A 16198-nucleotide genomic window follows, 5' to 3' on the forward strand; every position below is an offset into this window, starting at 1 on the left:
CGAGCCGGTGAGTGAGTACTCGAGGGAACAACGCAAGCCCCGCGTCGCCGTGGTCTTCGGCGGACGGTCGAGCGAGCACGCCATCTCCTGTGTGACCGCGGCCAACGTGCTGCAGGCGATCGACCGCGACGTCTACGACGTGGTCCCGGTCGGCATCAGTACCAGCGGTCACTGGGTGCTGGAAAGCGGTGATCCGGAGCGGCTGTCGATCACCGACGGCAAGCTCCCGGAGGTCGACGTCACCGCGATGCCGGTGCTGTTCGGCGCGAACCGCGAGCTCGTGGTGAGCGAACCGGGGACGGTACCGAGCACGCTCGGCGAGGTCGACGTGGTGTTCCCACTCCTGCACGGCCCGTGGGGCGAGGACGGCACCATCCAGGGCCTCCTCGAGATGTCCGACATCCGGTACGTCGGCTCCGGCGTCCTGTCCAGCGCGGTCGGCATGGACAAGCACTACATGAAGGTCGTCTTCCAGGCGGCCGGCCTCGAGGTCGGGCCGTACGTCGTGATTCGCGACCGTGACTGGATGCGCGACGCGGAGGCCTGCCGCAAGGCGGTGGACACGCTCGGCTACCCGGTGTTCGTGAAGCCGGCCCGCGGCGGGTCGAGCCTGGGCATCAGCAAGGTGAACAGCCGCGATGAGCTCGACGACGCGATCGTCGAGGCGCGGGCCCACGACCCGAAGGTGATCGTCGAGGCGTCGGCGAACGACCCGCGCGAGATCGAGGTCGGCGTCCTGGGCGGCCTGGACGGTGCGGCCGCCGAGGTCAGCGTGTGCGGCGAGGTCGCGGTCTCCGGCGGCGGCCACGACTTCTACGACTTCGAGACGAAGTACCTGCCGGAGGGGGAGGAGTACCTCGCGCTCTCGGTGCCGGCCGACCTCCCGGCCGACGTCGCCGCGGACATCCGCGCGAAGGCTCTGACGGCGTTCGACGCGATCGAGGCCGAGGGCCTGGCCCGTGTCGACTTCTTCCTCGATGCTGACGGCCGGGTGGTTATCAACGAGATCAACACGATGCCCGGCTTCACCCCCACGAGCATGTTCCCCCGCTTGTGGGCCGAATCCGGCATCGACTACCCGACCCTGGTCAACCGCCTCCTCACCCTGGCCCTGACCCGCCCCACCGGCCTCCGCTGACGGCCTTTCCCGCCTTTCAGACTCTGAAAGTGGTCTGAAAGGCGGCCGGCCTACGGTCGCGGAAATGGGTGGGTTGACCCCACGCCGGGCCAGGAGGGGAGCAGGTTCATGTCCAAGTCGGTGCTCGACATGTCGGTGTCCGTTGACGGCTACATCGCGGATCTCGACGACTACCTCGGTGGGGCCGACGGGCATCGGCTGCACAACTGGTTCGCCGAGGACGCCGAAGCGAAGCCGCCGGCTGGGCCTGAGTCGGAGTTCTTCGACGAGTGGAGCGGCTGTGGGGCGGTCCTCGCGGGGCGTCGTACGGCCGAGCTGATGGATCATTGGGGTGGCGATCACAACGGAAGGCCGATCTTCGTGCCCAGTCACCGGCCGCCCGGCCCCGCCGCGCGGTGGGGGTATCCGCTGGTGACGTACGTGCCGGACGGCATCGTGAGCGCGATGAAGCAGGCCAAGGCAGCCGCCGGCGACCGCGACGTCCAGGTCCGTGGTGGGTACGTAGGTCAGAGCGCGTTGGAAGCCGGCGTCCTGGACGAGGTCCAGCTCCACCAGGTCCCGGTCCTGCTCGGCCGGGGTCACCGCCTGTTCGACATCCTCCCAACCGAGATCGAGCTGCAGATCATCCGCGTAGTAGACACCCCACTAGCCACCCACATCCGCTATCAGGTGATCACTCCCACACCGCAGCCATAGGCGTTGGCGGTCAGGTCGTCGCAGTTAGAGGCGGTTGGCGCGGGTGTGGAGGTAGCGCTGTTGGGGGACGCTGGTGGTTTTGGTCGCTGCTTCCTCGTAGGCCGCTCGGGCTGCTGTGGTGTCGCCGGACATTTCCAGTAGGTGCGCGCGGACGGCTGCCAGGCGGTGGTCGTTGGCGATGCGGTCGTCATCTTCGATGGTGCTCAGTTGCTTGAGACCCTCGTCCGGTCCCCGCGCCATCGCGACCGCGACGACGTGGTTGAGCGCGACCATCGGGTTGTCGGTCAGCTGGAGCAAGACCTCGTACAGCGCAAGGATCTGCTGCCAGTCGGTCTCCTCCGCCGACGCGGCCTCGTCATGGACGGCGGCGATCGCCGCCTGCAGCTGATACGGACCCACAGGACCTTGCGGCAGCGCGGCAGTGATCAGCCCGACTCCTTCCTCGATCAACTCAGAGATCCACAGCAACCGATCCTGCTCGTCCATCGGGACCAACTCACCCAGCGGCCCGGTCCGCGCCGGCCGACGCGCATCCGTCAGCAGCATCAGCGCGAGCAGCCCCGTCACCTCGCTGTCGTCCGGCAGCAACCGGTGCAGCGTCCGTCCCAGCCGGATCCCCTCCGCCGACAACTCGACCCGCTGCAGACTCGGCCCCGTCGTACTGGCGTAGCCCTCGTTGAAGACCAGGTAGACGACCTTCAGCACCGCACCGAGCCGCTCGTCCCGATCCGCCGGCAGGGCGAACCGCGCACCGCTGTCGCTCACACTCGCCTTCGCCCGGCTGATCCGCCGCGTCATCGTTGCCTCCGGCACCAGGAACGCCCGGGCGATCTCCGCGGTGGTCAGACCGCCGACCGCCCGCAACGTCAACGCGATCTGCGACGCCGGCGACAGCGACGGGTGGCAGCACATGAACAACAGGATCAGCGTGTCGTCGGTGTCCGCGATCGGTTCGCTCGGACTGGCCGCCCACTGCGCCATCCGGTCCTCGCGCCGCTGCCGAGCCTGCTCCCGGCGGAGCAGATCCGTCAGCCGGCGCGAGGCCACCGTGATCAGCCAGCCGCGCGGACTGTCCGGTACGCCGTCCTCCGGCCACTGCTGCGCCGCCGCGAGCAGTGCCTCCTGCACCGCGTCCTCAGCGGTGTCGAAGTGCCCGTACCGCCGGACCAGCGCCCCGAGCACCTGCGGCGCCAGCTCGCGCAGCAGGTCCTCGAGAGCTGCGGACATGACGATCAGTCCAGCATTTCGTCTCGGCCCTCGACCACGGGCCGGATGTCGGCGTACGCGGTCGCGCGGACGAACTCGGGCGCCGGTGTGTCGGCGAGCCTGGAGGCGATCTCGGTCGCCCGGTCGAAGGACTCGCACTCGACGATCCAGTACCCGGCGAGGACCTCCTGGGTCTCGGCGTACGGACCGTCCGTCACCACCGAGGCTCCGTCCTTCGAGCCGAGCCGCCGGGTGAGCACCGGCGCGGCCAGCGCGCGGGTCTCGACCAGCTCACCGGACTCGGCCAGGTCCGCGTTGAACTTCTCCATGAACGCCCCCATCGCGGCGAAGTCCTCGCCCGTCCAGGCCGGCTTGCCCGTGTCCTTGCCGGACATCCCGTCGTAGTCCTCCTGCGACGCGTAGGTCAGGATCATGTACTTCATCGGAGTCTCCCGTCGTCCGGGCACCCACCGCGGGTGCCTCTCAGCCGATACGTCGCCCCCGCCGGACCGAACCGGACACCGAGTGCGGACGAATTTCCTTCTCGACAGGGAGTATGCCGTCGTCAGGTACAGGGAGTGATGACTTTGTCGAACCTGTGGACAGCGTCGGCGACGTCGGTCAGCGCGTTCGCCTCGGGGTCGTACTTCGCCGGGACCGCGACCTCGACATAGACCTCGCGGCCGATGGTCGTGAAGATGACCCCGTTGCCGGCCTCCTTGGCGAACCAGCCGACGCCGTTCACCTCGAAGCACTGCGACTGCGCCTCGGCCATCCCCGCCGGCGGTGCGACTCCGCAGGTGATCTCGATCGGCGGATCGCCGTACGCCGTGGTCAGCGGGCTGGGCGGCTCGGTCTTACGGCGGTCGGCGTCCAGCACCTGGTCGGGCAGCGCCGCCATCAGCGGCTCGCAGACCGCAGCGACTTCGGGCGCGGGAGACGGTACGGCGACAGGCACGGCCCCCGGACTGCACGCGGCCAGAACGACCAGACCGGCCAGACAGAGTGCGGCGAACAGGACTTTGGGCATGCTGAAGGACGGCGGGACCTCGGGCAACCAGCTCAGATGTGAACGACGGGACAGGTCAGGGTGCGGGTGATGCCAGGCACGTTCTGGACCCGGGCGACGACCAGCTTGCCCAGCTCGTCGACGTTGCGGGCTTCCGCGCGGACGATCACGTCGTACGGACCGGTGACGTCCTCGGCCAGGGTGACACCCTGGACCTCGGCGATCTGTGCGGCGACGTCGGCCGCCCGGCCGACCTCGGTCTGGATCAGGATGTAGGCCTGGACCACCACGTCGTTCTCCACTCAGTCGTCCTCAGCGGGCTCCGGCCGCGGTACTGGGCGGCGGCCGGGCGTACTCTTCGTTGCCCGGTCACGGTACCGCCTAGACTCCGGTTGGCGATATGGGAGGTCTGTTGACGTGACAGAGACGTTGGGGAGCACGGGTGAGTTCGGCCTGATCGAGGCCCTCACCAAGGGGCTGTCCACAAGTGAGGACGTCCTGGTCGGGCCTGGTGACGACGCGGCCGTGGTGGCGGTGCCGGACGGGCGGATGGTGATCACGACGGACCTGCTGGTGGAGGGCCGCCACTTCCGCCGGGACTGGTCGTCGGCGTACGACGTGGGCCGCAAGGCCGCCGCGCAGAACCTGGCCGATGTGGTGGCGATGGGCGCGCGGCCGACGTCCATGGTGGTCGGCTTCGGCGCACCGGCCGACCTGGCGACCGCTTGGGCGCTGGAGCTCAACCAGGGCCTGGCGGACGAGTGCGAACTGGTCGATGTGCACATCGTCGGCGGCGACACCGTGCAGTCGGACAAGATCGTCGTTTCGGTGACGGCCTTCGGGTCGCTCGACGGCCGCGCACCGGTGCTGCGCTCCGGTGCGCGCCCAGGTGACGAAGTCGCGTACATCGGCCGGCTGGGCTGGGCCGAGGCCGGCTACACGGTCCTGACCCGCGGCTTCCGTTCGCCCCGGTCCGTTGTGGAAGCGCACCGCCGCCCGCAGCCGCCGTACGTCGAAGGTCCGCGGGCCGCGCTGGCCGGTGCGTCGTCGCTGTGTGACGTGAGCGATGGACTGCTCGCAGATCTCGGCCACATCGCGACCCGGAGTCAGGTGGTCATCGACGTACACTCGCACGCGCTGGCTGTGCCGGAGCCGCTGCAGGCGGTGGCGGCCGCGACAGGTGTCGACGCGCTGAAGTTCGTGCTGACCGGTGGTGAGGACCACGCACTGGTCGGCACCTTCGAGCCCGCGGACGTGCCCGAGGGCTGGACCGTCATCGGTTCGGTTGCTGAGGGCAACGAGGAACGGCCGGCCGGAACGGTCACCGTGGACGGCGCGGCGTACGCCGAGGAGTCCGGTCACGCCCACTTCAGGAGCTGAGATGACTCGATTGCCCAGGGTGCTCACGATCGCCGGTTCGGACTCCGGCGGCGGAGCGGGAATCCAGGCCGACCTCAAGTCCATGCTGGCCAACGGTGTCCATGGCATGAGCGTGCTGACCGCGATCACGGCGCAGAACAGTCTCGGCGTGCAGGGTGCGTGGGAGCTGCCGGAGGAGCAGGTCCGCGCCCAGTTCCACAGTGTTGTGGACGACATCGGTGTGGATGCGGTGAAGACCGGCATGCTGGCCTCTGCCCGGATGGTCGGAGTGGTGGCGTCCCTGCTACGGACGCTGCCGCCGTCCGTGCCGGTGGTGGTCGATCCGGTGTCGGTGTCCAAGCACGGTGATGCGCTGCTGGCCGCCGACGCGATGGACGCCATACGGACCGAGATCGTGCCGCTGGCAACCGTCCTGACGCCGAACCTGACCGAGCTCGGACCAGTCGCCGGAATCGAGTTGGAGACCATCGAGGACCGTGAGCTCGCCGCGAAGCTGCTCATGGACGCCGGGGCCACGTGGGTCCTGGTGAAGGGCGGCCACGACGTCGGTACGGCGGCAGTGGACGTGCTGCACGGTCCAGGGGTACGACGGTCCTACAGCGCTGTCCGGGCGGACAACCGGCACACCCACGGCACCGGATGCACCTTGGCCAGCGCCATCGCGTCGTACCTGGCGCGTGGGTACGACGTACCGAGTGCGGTCGGCGCTGCGAAGGAGTACGTGACCGGGGCGATCGCGGCCGGGTTCGCACTCGGTGGTGGAATCGGTCCGGTCGATCACGCGTGGAGATTTCGAGGGAGTGGCAGTTGACGAAGCAGCAGCCCCCGGTGGACGGGTACTGCGAGCAGTGCGGCTTCAACTACGACACGGGTGACCTGCAGGGCACGGTGACCCTGCTCATCCGGCAGGCGGCGGACTGCAGCATGGCTCTGACCAAGGCTGCGGCCGGTCCGGATCCGAACGTCGTACGGCTGCGGCCGGAGCCTGACGTGTGGTCGGCGATCGAGTACGCGTGCCACGTGCGGGACGTACTCGAGACGCAGCGGCACCGGATCGCGCAGTGCCTGGCGGAGGACCGGCCGGTGTACGCGCCGATGGACCGGACCGGTCGGGTGAAGCAGCTCAAGTACGAGCACCAGGACCCGATGGAAGTGGCGGCCGCGCTGGTGCGGTTCGCCCGCGAGTTCGGTGCCGCCGCACGGGTGCTGACCCCGCCGCAGCTCGGCAAGCTCGGCCTCTACAACTACCCGGTCCGTGCGCCGCGCACGCTGGGCTGGATCATCCGCCACACCGCACACGAGATTCAGCACCACCGGCTCGACCTCATCACCATCCTCGCGGAGGTGGAGCCCCCGATCGTCTCCAAGGCAAAGCCCGAGCCGCCTCCGGCAGTGGAGGAGACCACTATTGACTAGCGGCCCAGGTCGCTATGGAGGGCTCGCTGGTGAGGTGATCGAGTGCCATTGCTGCCGCACCGCGGAGCGGGCCGTCTGGTTGGTGCGTGGCCGACAGGACCGGCGGGGGAGAATTGCGGTGGAAGGTCATCAGACCGGCTAGGTAGGCCTGCTCGAACGACGTCTCGGCGGCAGCGCGAAGTGGGATGGCCAGACCGCCCAGCGTGACCACGTCGGGGTCGTGTGCGTTGACCAGACCGGCGATGCCGGTGCCCAACGCTGTGACCACCTTGGCGACTGCCCGGGCCGCTGCACGGTCCGTGCGGTGGAGCACAGCCTCGGCATAGGCGTACGGATCGTCCGGTGCGGTCTCCTTGAGATGCCTGGCCAGTGCGCGCCCGTCGATGTCCAGGTCCCAGCAGCCGCGCGCACCGCATGGGCACGACCGAGTGCGATCCCCGAACGGGACATGTCCGTACTCACCGCCGGCGCCCGACGCTCCCTGCGCTGGTACGCCGTCGATGATCAGCGTGCCGCCGAGACCCACCTCGACGATGAGGTGCAACGCCGTACCGGCTCCCGCGGCAGCACCCGTGCGTGCTTCGGCCACACCGCTCAGCGTCGCGTCGTTGCCGGCGAGTAGAGGTATGCCGGTCCGAGCTGTGACGGTCTCGAGGTCGAGCTCGGCCCAGTCCAGCGTCGGCGCCTGCATCAAACGGTTGTCCCGGATGGTGCCCGGCGCCGCCAGGCTGACGACCCGCAACCGAGCGCCGTACTGCCGGTGTGCCCGCTCTACCTCTTTCTGCAGGTTGCTGAGCACGACCTGGGAACGTCGGCTTCGATGCCGCTTGGACTGCTGCTCCAGGAAGGACGCGTCGACCGAGACCACAGCACTGCGCCAACTGCCCTGCCTCAGGTCCAGCGCGAGCGCCACAGGCCCTTGCGGGTGCGCCCGCAGTACTGTCGTCGGCCGTCCGCGCCCCTGACTGGGCGCCGGCGCCTCGGTCAGCAGCCGTACGTCGCGTAGCCGAGCGGTCACCTCAGTCGCCGAACTCGTGCTCAGCCGCAGCTCCCGCGCCACGGCGGCACGCGTGATCCCCGGCTGACGGCTCACCCGCACCAGTACGTCGGAAGCCGTCTGCCACTGTCCCCGGCGCACTGGAGTCATAGCATCCTTCTACCTTATGCTCGTGGGACGAGTTTAATTGGAGGGGTGATGGGGCTTCCCGACATCCGCGCGGTGCTGTTCGACATGGACGGCACCCTGGTCGACTCCGACGGTGCCGTCGACCGGACCTGGACGCTCTGGGCGGAGGAGTACGGCGTACGGCCGGCCGACGCACTGGCGATCGCTCACGGCAGTCCGTCCGAGGCGACGATCGCGAGGCTGCGGCCCGATCTCGCGGCGGCGGAGGTGTCCGCGGCCGCGGGGCGGCTGCTGGATCTCGAGTGCGAGGACCTGGCCGACGTCGTGGCTGCACCTGGTGCCCATGAGTTGATCGAGGTGCTGGAACGGCTCGGTCTGCCGTGGGCCGTCTTCACGAGTGCGTCCACCCGGCTGGCGAAGGTCCGCCTCGGAGCTACCGGGATCTCTCCGTCGATCCTGGTCACCGTCGATGACGTCAGCCGCGGCAAGCCGGACCCGGAGGGGTATCTGCGGGCCGCCGAGCTGGTCGGCGTACCTGCTGAGGAGTGTCTGGTGGTCGAGGACACCGAGGTCGGGCTGGCCGCCGGCCGCGCGGCCGGTGCGGTCACGGCCGGCCTGAAGGGGACGACCGCCGACATCGAACTGCCCGACCTGCACCGCCTCGTCGCCTTGTTCTCCGCACACGTCGAATGAGCGCCGAGATCACCGAGATGTCCGGAGTGCGGATCCGCCGTGATGAGGTCCAGATCGGAATCGGGCTCTCGTCGATGGGGTTCGTGCTGGCCGGACTGGGAGCCTGCATCGCGATCCTGGCGCGCGATCTGGACGAACCGACCAGTCGGTTGGCTCTGCTGTCGTCGGGTTTCGCGATCGGCCTCCTGATCGTCGCGCTGGTCGGTCCACGACTGCTCCGCACCTGGCCGATCACCACCGTCCTCGCCCTCGGGTCGGTTGTCTGCTCCGCCGGGATAGTGCTCCTCGCACTGGCCCCGGTGTACGCCGTGGCGGTCGCCGGTGGACTGTGTATCGGGCTGGGCGGCGCACTGCTCGTCCTGGTCGCCCCACTGATGCTGAACGGTCCCACAGCGGCTGCCCGTCTCAGCCGGGTCAATGCGGTCGCCAGCGGCACCGGCATCCTCGCCCCGCTCGCCATCGGCGCCCTCGACTCGCTGGGCCCCACTGGCCGCCTCGCCATCCTGGCCGCTGTCCCACCCCTACTCCTCCTGGCCGTCCTCACCTGGCGCACCGCCTCACCGTCGCCTCCAGTCAGGGAGGCGCCTGTACCCGTACTCATCGACTCGGCTCCGGCAGTGGGTCTCGGCAAGCGGTGGTTCGGACGGCGGACCGGACGTGGTCTCAAGGGCTTCGTGCCTCGCAGGCTGGGGAGGGCGGTGGTTCTGGAGGTCGGTCGCGGCTGGCTGCGGATCGTGCTGGCCGTCGCGGTCGAGTTCTGCTTCGTGGTCTGGGCGGTGGCCCGCCTGGTCTCCACCGGGTTGCCGACGGCAACAGCTGCCCTGCTGGGGAGTGCCTTCCCCATCGGCATGGCAGTCGGTCGGACCATCGGTCCAATCCACTGGCGGGCATGGTCCCCCGTCGTACCCAGTGGACTTCTGGCGATCGCCGGCACGTTGCTCGTCAGTCTGTTCGACTCGCCCGCGGCAGTGGCGCTCGGACTGGGAGTGGCCGGCTTCGGCATAGCGCCGCTGTACCCGGTCACCCTCGCCGCGCTGGTCGCGACACCTGGCCTCAGCCCCGCCCGCCTCGCAGCCGTCGGAGCCCTCGCCTCCGGCGTCGCCATCCTGATCGCCCCGGCTCTCCTCGCCGTACTGGCTCGCGTCCTCGACCTTCGTACGGCGTACCTCGTCACCCTCCCGCTCCTCGCAACCCTCTTCGTTCTGAGCCGCGGGCCGAGACGCTCTCGGCACCAGCGTGCAGCGACGACGCTGCGATCGGGCCACGTAGCATGACGTGCATGGAGTGTTTCGCCGCGGGACGTACTCGCCGCTGAAGGTCGACCCGTCGCAGCGCGCGCTGCGAGGTGGGTCACACGCGCCCGATTCCCTTCAGTGCGAGAGGCACACTCCATGTTCATTCGTTCGTACGTTCACTCTGACCTGCCCCGGCTGATCGAGTTCACCATCGAGACGTTCGGCCCGTTCTACGAGGACTCGTTCCGTCCGCTGGTCGGCGAGACGATCTTCGGCATCCAGCACGGCAACTGGCGCGACGACTACCACAAGCAGGTCGCCGGGCTGCATGATCCGGACCAGCACAAGTACGTCGCGATCGCCGAGGAGAGCGGCGTACTCGCCGGCTACGTGGCCTGGGGCGTCGAGCCCGACCGGCGGCATGGCGAGGTGATCATCCTCGCCGTCGCAACTCAGCACCGCCGGGAGAACCTCGCCACCGCCCTGTGTGAGCACGCGTTCGACGGGATGCGAAGCCTGGGCGCGGACGTCGTCGAGATCGGCACCGGCGGAGACGACTTCCACGCCCCCGCCCGTGCCCTCTACGAAAGCCTCGGCTGCATCAAACTCCCCGTCGCGGTCTACTACCGCACCCTCTAGGGGCACCCGGGGCCGCGGACAGGACGTGGTGACCGCGGACATGGCATGACCTGTCCGCGGTCACCACAAGGTGTTCACGGTCGCGCGTACTGCCCGACCATCTTTACCAAGGTGTCCGGCGGGACGACCTTCACGTGGGGGTCGAGTCCGTCGACAACAGCCAGCACGTTGTCGACGGACTTGCTCCACGCGTGCCAGACGACCACCGAGTAGCCGGCCGTGGAGTGCGGGTTGCGCGTGGCTGCGTTGAGTTCGGCTGTCACTGAAGCCTCGTCGGCGCCGTCGAGTCCGTCCCAGAGCATCGTGCGGGCGGAGATGACCGGCTTGCCCTCGGACCAGACGACCTTGCCCTTCAGGCCGTCGTAGCGGGAGTACTCGAGGTAGATGAGTCCGTCGATCTCACGGCGCTTGAGGTACGACGACCACAGGCCGGTGTTCTCGAACGCGTCGAAGTCGATGATCTGTGCGACGGAGAGGTCTGCGCGGCCCATCGCCTTCGCCAGGGAAGCAGTGTGCTTGTCCAGTGCGGCGGCGGGGTAGCGGCTCGGGTACATGTAGCCGCCGCCAGACGGTCCGACGACCCAGCGGTCCTTGCGCGACTGGTCGTAGTACCAGCGCATCACCGAGGGAGCGAGATCGATCAGCGACGGCGAGATGCCCCAACCCAGGTCGACCTCCCCGCGCCGAGGACTCCCGAACCACCGCGGGTCGGTCGGGAAGTCCCCGAGCATCCACTGAATGTTGTCCCCGTCAGTAATCAGGAAGGTGACGTAGTGGGCATTCGGGTCCGGTTCGAGGGCCCTCCCCCCACCCCCTCCGCTCTGCGTCAAGCGGTCTTCCCGGATGCCCGACAGCACCGACAGGTTGCGGGCGTGGTCGGCGGGCAACGCCTTGACGCCGGCGGTGGAGTTCACGCCGATGAAGGCGTCCTCGCCGTTCGATGCGTCGCCCCAGCCGATCACGGTCGCGTCGTCGTCGAGCGCGTCGACCACCTCGGCGCGGAAGTCCGAGTTGCCGTCGAAGAAGGCGAGCGTCCCCGCCATCGTCACGTAGTCCCGCAGTCGCTCCGGCCAGTCTCCCTTCTGCTCGATCGCGACGTCGTGCCGCAACCGTGGCCAGTAGTTGTCCAGCACCCAGCGGTCGTCCTTGTCCCGCACGTCCAGCACCTTGTGCAGTCCGTGCTGGACGGCGAGCGCCTCCAGGCTCTCCTCGACGGCCACCGCACCGGTCAGTCCGGAGAGCGTGGTCGCGACGTTGACCGACGGGGTGCCCGTTCGGAAGAGAACATATCCGTCGATGCCGGACCGGGTGACGGTTGTCCACAGGTCGCCGGGACGCGTGCGAACGCCGTACCGGGAGACGAGGTCGTCCAGCCAGATCTGGTATCCGAGCGACGGGATGTTCAGGTAGAGCGACTCGCCACCGCGGCGGGCCAGCAGCCCTTGCAGCGTGGTCGCGAGCGTCCGCTCGGCGGGACTCAGCGAGTCCTCGGTCAGAACGTTCAGCAGCCGCGGTCGCTGGCCTTTGGGGTAGGCCGCAGCAGTGGAGGCGGAAGCGAAGGAAGGCACAGCGACTGACGGAGCAAGGGACGCCAGGCCCAGCCCCGCGGTCAGGCCGAGGGCGTGCCGGCGGGTGAGACGTCGTCGATCGGACATGCGGTGCCTCCAGGGAGCGGCTGGTGGACTGTCCTACGTTGTCATCTGCCCCGAGACCATGCCACAAGCCGTCACCGCCTCACAAGAGGTCAGCCCGGAATCGGCAACCCGTAACGGCGCAGCAGCCCCACCAACGTGTCCACCCCGGTCGACAGGTCGTACACCTCAGCGTGCAGCCCGACGCTCGCAGCGCCCGCCACATTGGCTTCGTTGTCGTCGATGAACAGCACCGACGACGCCGGTACGTCGATCGCGGCCAGGATCGCCCGGAAGTACGCCGGATCAGGCTTGGCCAGCCCCAGATCGCACGAGTAGAAGCTCTGGTCGAACCACTCGCCGTACCCGCGCTCGTCGTGCATGAGCGACCGCCGGTACGCCTGCTGGTTGGTCGCGAGGTGGCACCCGATCCCGGCGGCGCGCAGCTCCTGGATCAACGACACCACGGCCGGCTCCGCCTCGAACCAGTGCCACGGCTCGAGCGCCTCCTCCACCGTCGCGGTGGAGTTCCAGCGCTGCAGGACCTCGGCGAGTGCGTCCCGGAAGTCGACCTTGCCGACCAGGCTGGGCTTCTCCGCGGCCATCAGCTCGGCCAGAAAGGTCTCGCTGTCGGCGGGGACGAGGGAGTTCAGGCGGGCGAACCAATCCTGGCTGGGGCGCTGGAGCACGCCGTCGGCGTCGAACAGGACGGCGGTGACAGAGGTCGTCGGCATGAATCCATCCTGTCAGCCCGGGGCCTTGACCGGTTCAGTCGGTATGCGCTTACCTTGGTGGCTACGTAAACATATCTGGACACCTTCCGGCGAAAAACAACAGAAAGCGCCAGGTGAGGCGTATGAGTCTGAGCAGAAGGAAGTTCCTCGCGTTCGGTGCCGGCGCCGCGGCCGCGAGCACCGGTCTGAGCGGATGTGGCTCCCGAAGTTCGCTCGGCGGATCCGACGAGCTGAGCATGTGGACCTGGGTCGGATCGGTGAACGACGACCTGATCGGCCAGGCGGAGAAGGCGATCCCGGGGCACGACGGGCTGCGGCTGTCGATGACCCGGATCGGCAGCAACTACAAGACCAAGGTGCTGACCTCGCTGGCCGGCAAGTCGCTGGTCCCCGACATCGTCGCGATCAACGACGACGTGGCGACGTACTTCCCGAACGCCGACCAGTTCCACGACCTGTTCGAGCTCGGAGCCAAGGAGCGCGAGAGTGAGTTCCTGCCCTGGAAATGGAAGCTCGGGGTCACGCCGGACAACAAGATGATGGCCTACCCGATGGACACCGGTCCGACGGCGCTGTTCTACCGCACCGACGTCTTCAGCAAGGCCGGCATCGACATCGACCCCGCCGCGGTCGCCGAGCTCGCGCCGGACTGGGACACCTACATCGCGCTCGGCAAGAAGGTGAAGCAGGCCGTCCCCGGCGCGTCGATCACCGACAACATCAACAGCATCTTCGCCTACCGGATGGCGCAGCAGCCGAAGCGGTACATGACCGTGGACGGGCAGTACATCGGCGACCAGGACCACGTCCGGGAGGCGTTCGACCTGGCCATCCGCGTGGTCAAGGAAGGGTTGTCCGCCAACGCGCAGGACGGTTCGACCGACGCGGACGCGGTCGTGACGAACGGCAAGCTGGTCGCCTTCAACGCAGCGGTCTGGTGGGCCCAGCTCGGTCCGAAGAACGCAGCGCCCAAGACGAAGGGACTCTGGCGGGTGACGGCGGCTCCTGGTGGCGCCGGCAACCGCGGCGGGTCCTTCCTGGGCATCACGAAGTACTGCAAGAACCCCGAGGCGGCCTTCGCGTTCATCAGCTGGCTGGAGTCGGCGAAGAACCAGGCACAGGCGTTCCTCGACCCGGTGCTGTTCCCGTCAACGCCGGCCAGTTACACCGATTCCCGGCTGGCCGCGCCGGATCCGTTCTTCGGCGGTCAGAAGATCGTCGAGGTGTTCGCGGAGTCGGCGACGAAGTACCCGGGCGCCTACTTCTCGCCGTTCGACTCGATCATCGGTGCGCCGATCAGCGCCGAACTCGTGAACGTCGAAGTGGCCGGCAAGTCACCGGACCAGGCCTGGAGCGACGCACAGCACCAGGTCGAACGTGAACTCACCCGGGCGGGGGCGATCTGAGATGACTGCGACCAAAACACTTCCCGCGGCCGTCCGCAGCACCGACACCACGACCGCCAAGCCGCCGGGCAAGTACCGCCAGGCATTCCCGCAGTACGCCGCCGTCGCGCCGTTCTTCATCCTGTTCGCGATCTTCGGCGCCTTCCCGGTGCTGTTCTCGATCTGGATCTCGTTCCACGACTGGGACGGCATCGGGTCGATGACCTGGGTCGGCCTGCAGCAGTACAGCTACCTGCTCGGCGATCCGAAGTTCTGGCAGGCGATCGGCAACACGCTGATCATCTGGGTGCTGTCGACCGTGCCGATGTTGCTGCTCGCGCTCGTGATCGCCAACGCGTTGCACAACGCCACCCGGTTCCGCAGCTTCTACCGGATCGCCTACTTCATCCCCAACGTCACCTCGGTGGTCGCGGTCACCCTGGTGTTCGGATCGATCTTCAGCAACAACTTCGGCCTCCTGAACGCGTTCCTGCAGTCGGTCGGCCTGGGCAAGGTCGAATGGCTGACCCAGCCGTGGGGGATCAAGATCGCGATCGCCACCATCGTCACCTGGCGCTGGGTCGGCTACAACGCGATCATCTTCCTGGCCGGCCTGCAGGCGATCTCGGCCGACGTGTACGAGGCGGCCAAGGTCGACGGCGCCAGTTCGCGGCAGGTGTTCTGGCGGATCACGGTGCCGATGCTGCGGCCGGTGATCCTGTTCACCGCGGTCACCTCGACCATCGGCGGACTGCAGATCTTCACCGAATCCCGGGTTCTGTTTGGTGACACCAACAACATCGGCGGCCCCGGCAACGCCGGTATGACGATCGTGTCGTACCTGTACCAGAGCGCGTTCATCAACAACCAGTTCGGGTACGGCGCCGCGATCGGCTGGGCGCTGTTCATCCTCATCGTGCTGTTCTCGATCATCAACTGGCGGTTGATCGGCGGCCGGGACAACGAGCGGATCGCCCGTCGCGCCGCCCGCCGGGCCGAGCGCAACATCGCCGCCCAGAAGGTCGCCGGGCGGGCCGCACAGCAGGAGGAAGCGCAGCAGACCACGAAGGAGGCCGCCGATGTCCATTGAGCGCATCCGCACCACGGTCGGGCACATCGTCTTGATGCTCGGCGTCGTGGTCTCGATCTTCCCGTTCTACTGGATGCTGGTGATGGCCTCGAACACCACACCGGACATCTTCAGCTACCCGCCGAAGCTGGTGATCGGCTCCCACCTGTTCGAGAACATGGGCAAGGTGCTCGACAACATCGACTTCTTCGGAGCGATGCTGCTCACCCTGATCGCCTCCCTCGGCGTCACCGTCCTGATCCTGTTCTTCGACTCGCTGGCCGCGTTCGCGTTCGCGAAGTACGAGTTCCCCGGCCGCAACTTTCTCTTCGGGTTGCTGCTGGCAACCTTCATGATCCCGACCCAGCTGTCGCTGGTGCCGCAGTTCGTCACGCTCGCGGAGTTCGGCTGGATCGGGTCGCTGAAGGCACTCATCATCCCGGGCGCGGCGAACGCGTTCGGAATCTTCTGGATGCGCCAGTACGCCGCCGGCGCGATCCCGGACGAACTCATCTCGGCCGCCAAGGTCGACGGGGCCGGTTTCTTCCGGCAGTACCTGACCGTCGGGCTGCCGGTACTGCGGCCCGGCCTCGCGTTCCTCGGCATCTTCACCTTCATCAACGTCTGGAACGACTACCTCTGGCCGCTGATCGTGATGACCGACCCGAACCGGCTCACCCTGCAGGTCGCCCTGGACCAGCTCAACGGCATCTACGGCACCGACTACTCCATGGTCATGGCCGGCGCCCTGATGAGCGTCATACCGTTGATCGGGGTCTTCCTGATCGGCGGCCGGCACTTCATCTCCGATCTGGCCGCCGGCGCCATGAAATTCTGATCC

18 protein-coding genes are annotated in these 16198 nt (G+C 68.1%); 11 read left to right on the forward strand and 7 right to left on the reverse strand.

The features are described 5' to 3' along the window. The first annotated feature begins 7 nt into the window (after nt 1-7). A complete protein-coding gene (locus AB0I34_RS31005; protein WP_360451952.1) occupies nt 8-1138 on the forward strand; it encodes a D-alanine--D-alanine ligase family protein in 1131 nt (376 codons plus the stop codon). A 108-nt stretch (nt 1139-1246) separates the two neighbouring features. Continuing rightward, on the forward strand, nt 1247-1834 hold the full coding sequence (locus AB0I34_RS31010; RefSeq protein WP_360451954.1) for a dihydrofolate reductase family protein: 588 nt from the start codon (nt 1247-1249) through the stop codon (nt 1832-1834). Between the two features lie 24 nt (nt 1835-1858). Here AB0I34_RS31010 and AB0I34_RS31015 read toward each other — a convergent pair whose 3' ends face one another. From AB0I34_RS31015 to AB0I34_RS31030, 4 genes are all read right to left on the reverse strand, one after another. Further along, the gene (locus AB0I34_RS31015; RefSeq protein WP_360451956.1) at nt 1859-3061 is read right to left on the reverse strand and encodes a sigma-70 family RNA polymerase sigma factor; all 1203 of its coding nucleotides are present in this window, start codon (nt 3059-3061) and stop codon (nt 1859-1861) included. A gap of 5 nt (nt 3062-3066) precedes the next feature. After that, entirely contained in the window at nt 3067-3483 is a 417-nt protein-coding gene (locus AB0I34_RS31020; RefSeq protein ID WP_360451958.1) for a YciI family protein, read from the reverse strand. 122 nt (nt 3484-3605) lie between these two features. Then, nucleotides 3606-4070, reverse strand: a complete 465-nt coding sequence (locus AB0I34_RS31025) for a DUF3515 domain-containing protein (RefSeq protein WP_360451960.1) — start codon at nt 4068-4070, stop codon at nt 3606-3608. A gap of 32 nt (nt 4071-4102) precedes the next feature. Then, complete coding sequence (locus AB0I34_RS31030) at nt 4103-4336, reverse strand: Lrp/AsnC ligand binding domain-containing protein (protein WP_198682133.1); 234 nt, start codon at nt 4334-4336, stop codon at nt 4103-4105. A 130-nt stretch (nt 4337-4466) separates the two neighbouring features. Between AB0I34_RS31030 and AB0I34_RS31035 the strand changes: the two genes are divergently transcribed. The 3 genes from AB0I34_RS31035 to AB0I34_RS31045 are packed head-to-tail and all read left to right on the forward strand — an operon-like array spanning nt 4467 to nt 6845. Then, nucleotides 4467-5429: a thiamine-phosphate kinase gene (locus tag AB0I34_RS31035; RefSeq protein ID WP_360451962.1), complete on the forward strand. Its 963-nt coding sequence runs from the start codon at nt 4467-4469 to the stop codon at nt 5427-5429. 1 nt (nt 5430) lies between these two features. Then, nucleotides 5431-6240: a bifunctional hydroxymethylpyrimidine kinase/phosphomethylpyrimidine kinase gene (gene thiD, locus AB0I34_RS31040; protein WP_360451964.1), complete on the forward strand. Its 810-nt coding sequence runs from the start codon at nt 5431-5433 to the stop codon at nt 6238-6240. Then, the gene (locus tag AB0I34_RS31045) at nt 6237-6845 is read left to right on the forward strand and encodes a DinB family protein (protein WP_360451966.1); all 609 of its coding nucleotides are present in this window, start codon (nt 6237-6239) and stop codon (nt 6843-6845) included. Before thiD ends, AB0I34_RS31045 begins: the two co-directional genes overlap by 4 nt. On the opposite strand, the gene AB0I34_RS31050 is transcribed toward AB0I34_RS31045, so the two are convergent. Further along, on the reverse strand, nt 6835-7992 hold the full coding sequence (locus tag AB0I34_RS31050) for an ROK family transcriptional regulator (RefSeq protein WP_360451968.1): 1158 nt from the start codon (nt 7990-7992) through the stop codon (nt 6835-6837). The genes AB0I34_RS31045 and AB0I34_RS31050 overlap by 11 nt on opposite strands. A gap of 48 nt (nt 7993-8040) precedes the next feature. Here AB0I34_RS31050 and AB0I34_RS31055 point away from each other — a divergent pair, with 48 nt between their 5' ends. From AB0I34_RS31055 to AB0I34_RS31065, 3 genes are all read left to right on the forward strand, one after another. Beyond that, nucleotides 8041-8664: an HAD-IA family hydrolase gene (locus AB0I34_RS31055; protein ID WP_360451970.1), complete on the forward strand. Its 624-nt coding sequence runs from the start codon at nt 8041-8043 to the stop codon at nt 8662-8664. Continuing rightward, nucleotides 8661-9938 (forward strand): MFS transporter, encoded by a 1278-nt coding sequence (locus tag AB0I34_RS31060; RefSeq protein ID WP_360451972.1) that lies wholly within the window; start codon nt 8661-8663, stop codon nt 9936-9938. The genes AB0I34_RS31055 and AB0I34_RS31060 overlap by 4 nt, the downstream gene beginning before the upstream one ends. 117 nt (nt 9939-10055) lie before the next feature. Continuing rightward, on the forward strand, nt 10056-10538 hold the full coding sequence (locus tag AB0I34_RS31065) for a GNAT family N-acetyltransferase (RefSeq protein WP_360451974.1): 483 nt from the start codon (nt 10056-10058) through the stop codon (nt 10536-10538). Between the two features lie 74 nt (nt 10539-10612). On the opposite strand, the gene AB0I34_RS31070 is transcribed toward AB0I34_RS31065, so the two are convergent. Together AB0I34_RS31070 and AB0I34_RS31075 are read right to left on the reverse strand one after the other, a co-directional pair. Continuing rightward, on the reverse strand, nt 10613-12193 hold the full coding sequence (locus tag AB0I34_RS31070; protein WP_360451976.1) for a GxGYxYP domain-containing protein: 1581 nt from the start codon (nt 12191-12193) through the stop codon (nt 10613-10615). 89 nt (nt 12194-12282) lie between these two features. Then, nucleotides 12283-12903, reverse strand: a complete 621-nt coding sequence (locus AB0I34_RS31075) for an HAD-IA family hydrolase (protein ID WP_360451978.1) — start codon at nt 12901-12903, stop codon at nt 12283-12285. A 122-nt stretch (nt 12904-13025) separates the two neighbouring features. Here AB0I34_RS31075 and AB0I34_RS31080 point away from each other — a divergent pair, with 122 nt between their 5' ends. The 3 genes from AB0I34_RS31080 to AB0I34_RS31090 are packed head-to-tail and all read left to right on the forward strand — an operon-like array spanning nt 13026 to nt 16195. Next, a complete protein-coding gene (locus tag AB0I34_RS31080; protein ID WP_360451980.1) occupies nt 13026-14309 on the forward strand; it encodes an ABC transporter substrate-binding protein in 1284 nt (427 codons plus the stop codon). Between the two features lies 1 nt (nt 14310). After that, entirely contained in the window at nt 14311-15378 is a 1068-nt protein-coding gene (locus tag AB0I34_RS31085; RefSeq protein WP_360451982.1) for a sugar ABC transporter permease, read from the forward strand. Then, a complete protein-coding gene (locus tag AB0I34_RS31090; protein WP_131517772.1) occupies nt 15368-16195 on the forward strand; it encodes a carbohydrate ABC transporter permease in 828 nt (275 codons plus the stop codon). The genes AB0I34_RS31085 and AB0I34_RS31090 overlap by 11 nt, the downstream gene beginning before the upstream one ends. Nucleotides 16196-16198 lie beyond the last annotated feature (3 nt).

Source organism: Kribbella sp. NPDC050281 (assembly GCF_040655855.1).
Lineage (GTDB): Bacteria > Actinomycetota > Actinomycetes > Propionibacteriales > Kribbellaceae > Kribbella.

Coding starts and splice junctions, on each gene's coding strand:
- AB0I34_RS31010 (WP_360451954.1), top strand. CDS start 1,247: ATGTCCAAGTCGGTGCTCGACATGTCGGTGTCCGTTGACGGCTACATC.
- AB0I34_RS31015 (WP_360451956.1), bottom strand. CDS start 3,061: ATGTCCGCAGCTCTCGAGGACCTGCTGCGCGAGCTGGCGCCGCAGGTG.
- AB0I34_RS31020 (WP_360451958.1), bottom strand. CDS start 3,483: ATGAAGTACATGATCCTGACCTACGCGTCGCAGGAGGACTACGACGGG.
- AB0I34_RS31025 (WP_360451960.1), bottom strand. CDS start 4,070: ATGCCCAAAGTCCTGTTCGCCGCACTCTGTCTGGCCGGTCTGGTCGTT.
- thiD (WP_360451964.1), top strand. CDS start 5,431: ATGACTCGATTGCCCAGGGTGCTCACGATCGCCGGTTCGGACTCCGGC.
- AB0I34_RS31050 (WP_360451968.1), bottom strand. CDS start 7,992: ATGACTCCAGTGCGCCGGGGACAGTGGCAGACGGCTTCCGACGTACTG.
- AB0I34_RS31055 (WP_360451970.1), top strand. CDS start 8,041: ATGGGGCTTCCCGACATCCGCGCGGTGCTGTTCGACATGGACGGCACC.
- AB0I34_RS31060 (WP_360451972.1), top strand. CDS start 8,661: ATGAGCGCCGAGATCACCGAGATGTCCGGAGTGCGGATCCGCCGTGAT.
- AB0I34_RS31065 (WP_360451974.1), top strand. CDS start 10,056: ATGTTCATTCGTTCGTACGTTCACTCTGACCTGCCCCGGCTGATCGAG.
- AB0I34_RS31070 (WP_360451976.1), bottom strand. CDS start 12,193: ATGTCCGATCGACGACGTCTCACCCGCCGGCACGCCCTCGGCCTGACC.
- AB0I34_RS31075 (WP_360451978.1), bottom strand. CDS start 12,903: ATGCCGACGACCTCTGTCACCGCCGTCCTGTTCGACGCCGACGGCGTG.
- AB0I34_RS31080 (WP_360451980.1), top strand. CDS start 13,026: ATGAGTCTGAGCAGAAGGAAGTTCCTCGCGTTCGGTGCCGGCGCCGCG.
- AB0I34_RS31085 (WP_360451982.1), top strand. CDS start 14,311: ATGACTGCGACCAAAACACTTCCCGCGGCCGTCCGCAGCACCGACACC.
- AB0I34_RS31090 (WP_131517772.1), top strand. CDS start 15,368: ATGTCCATTGAGCGCATCCGCACCACGGTCGGGCACATCGTCTTGATG.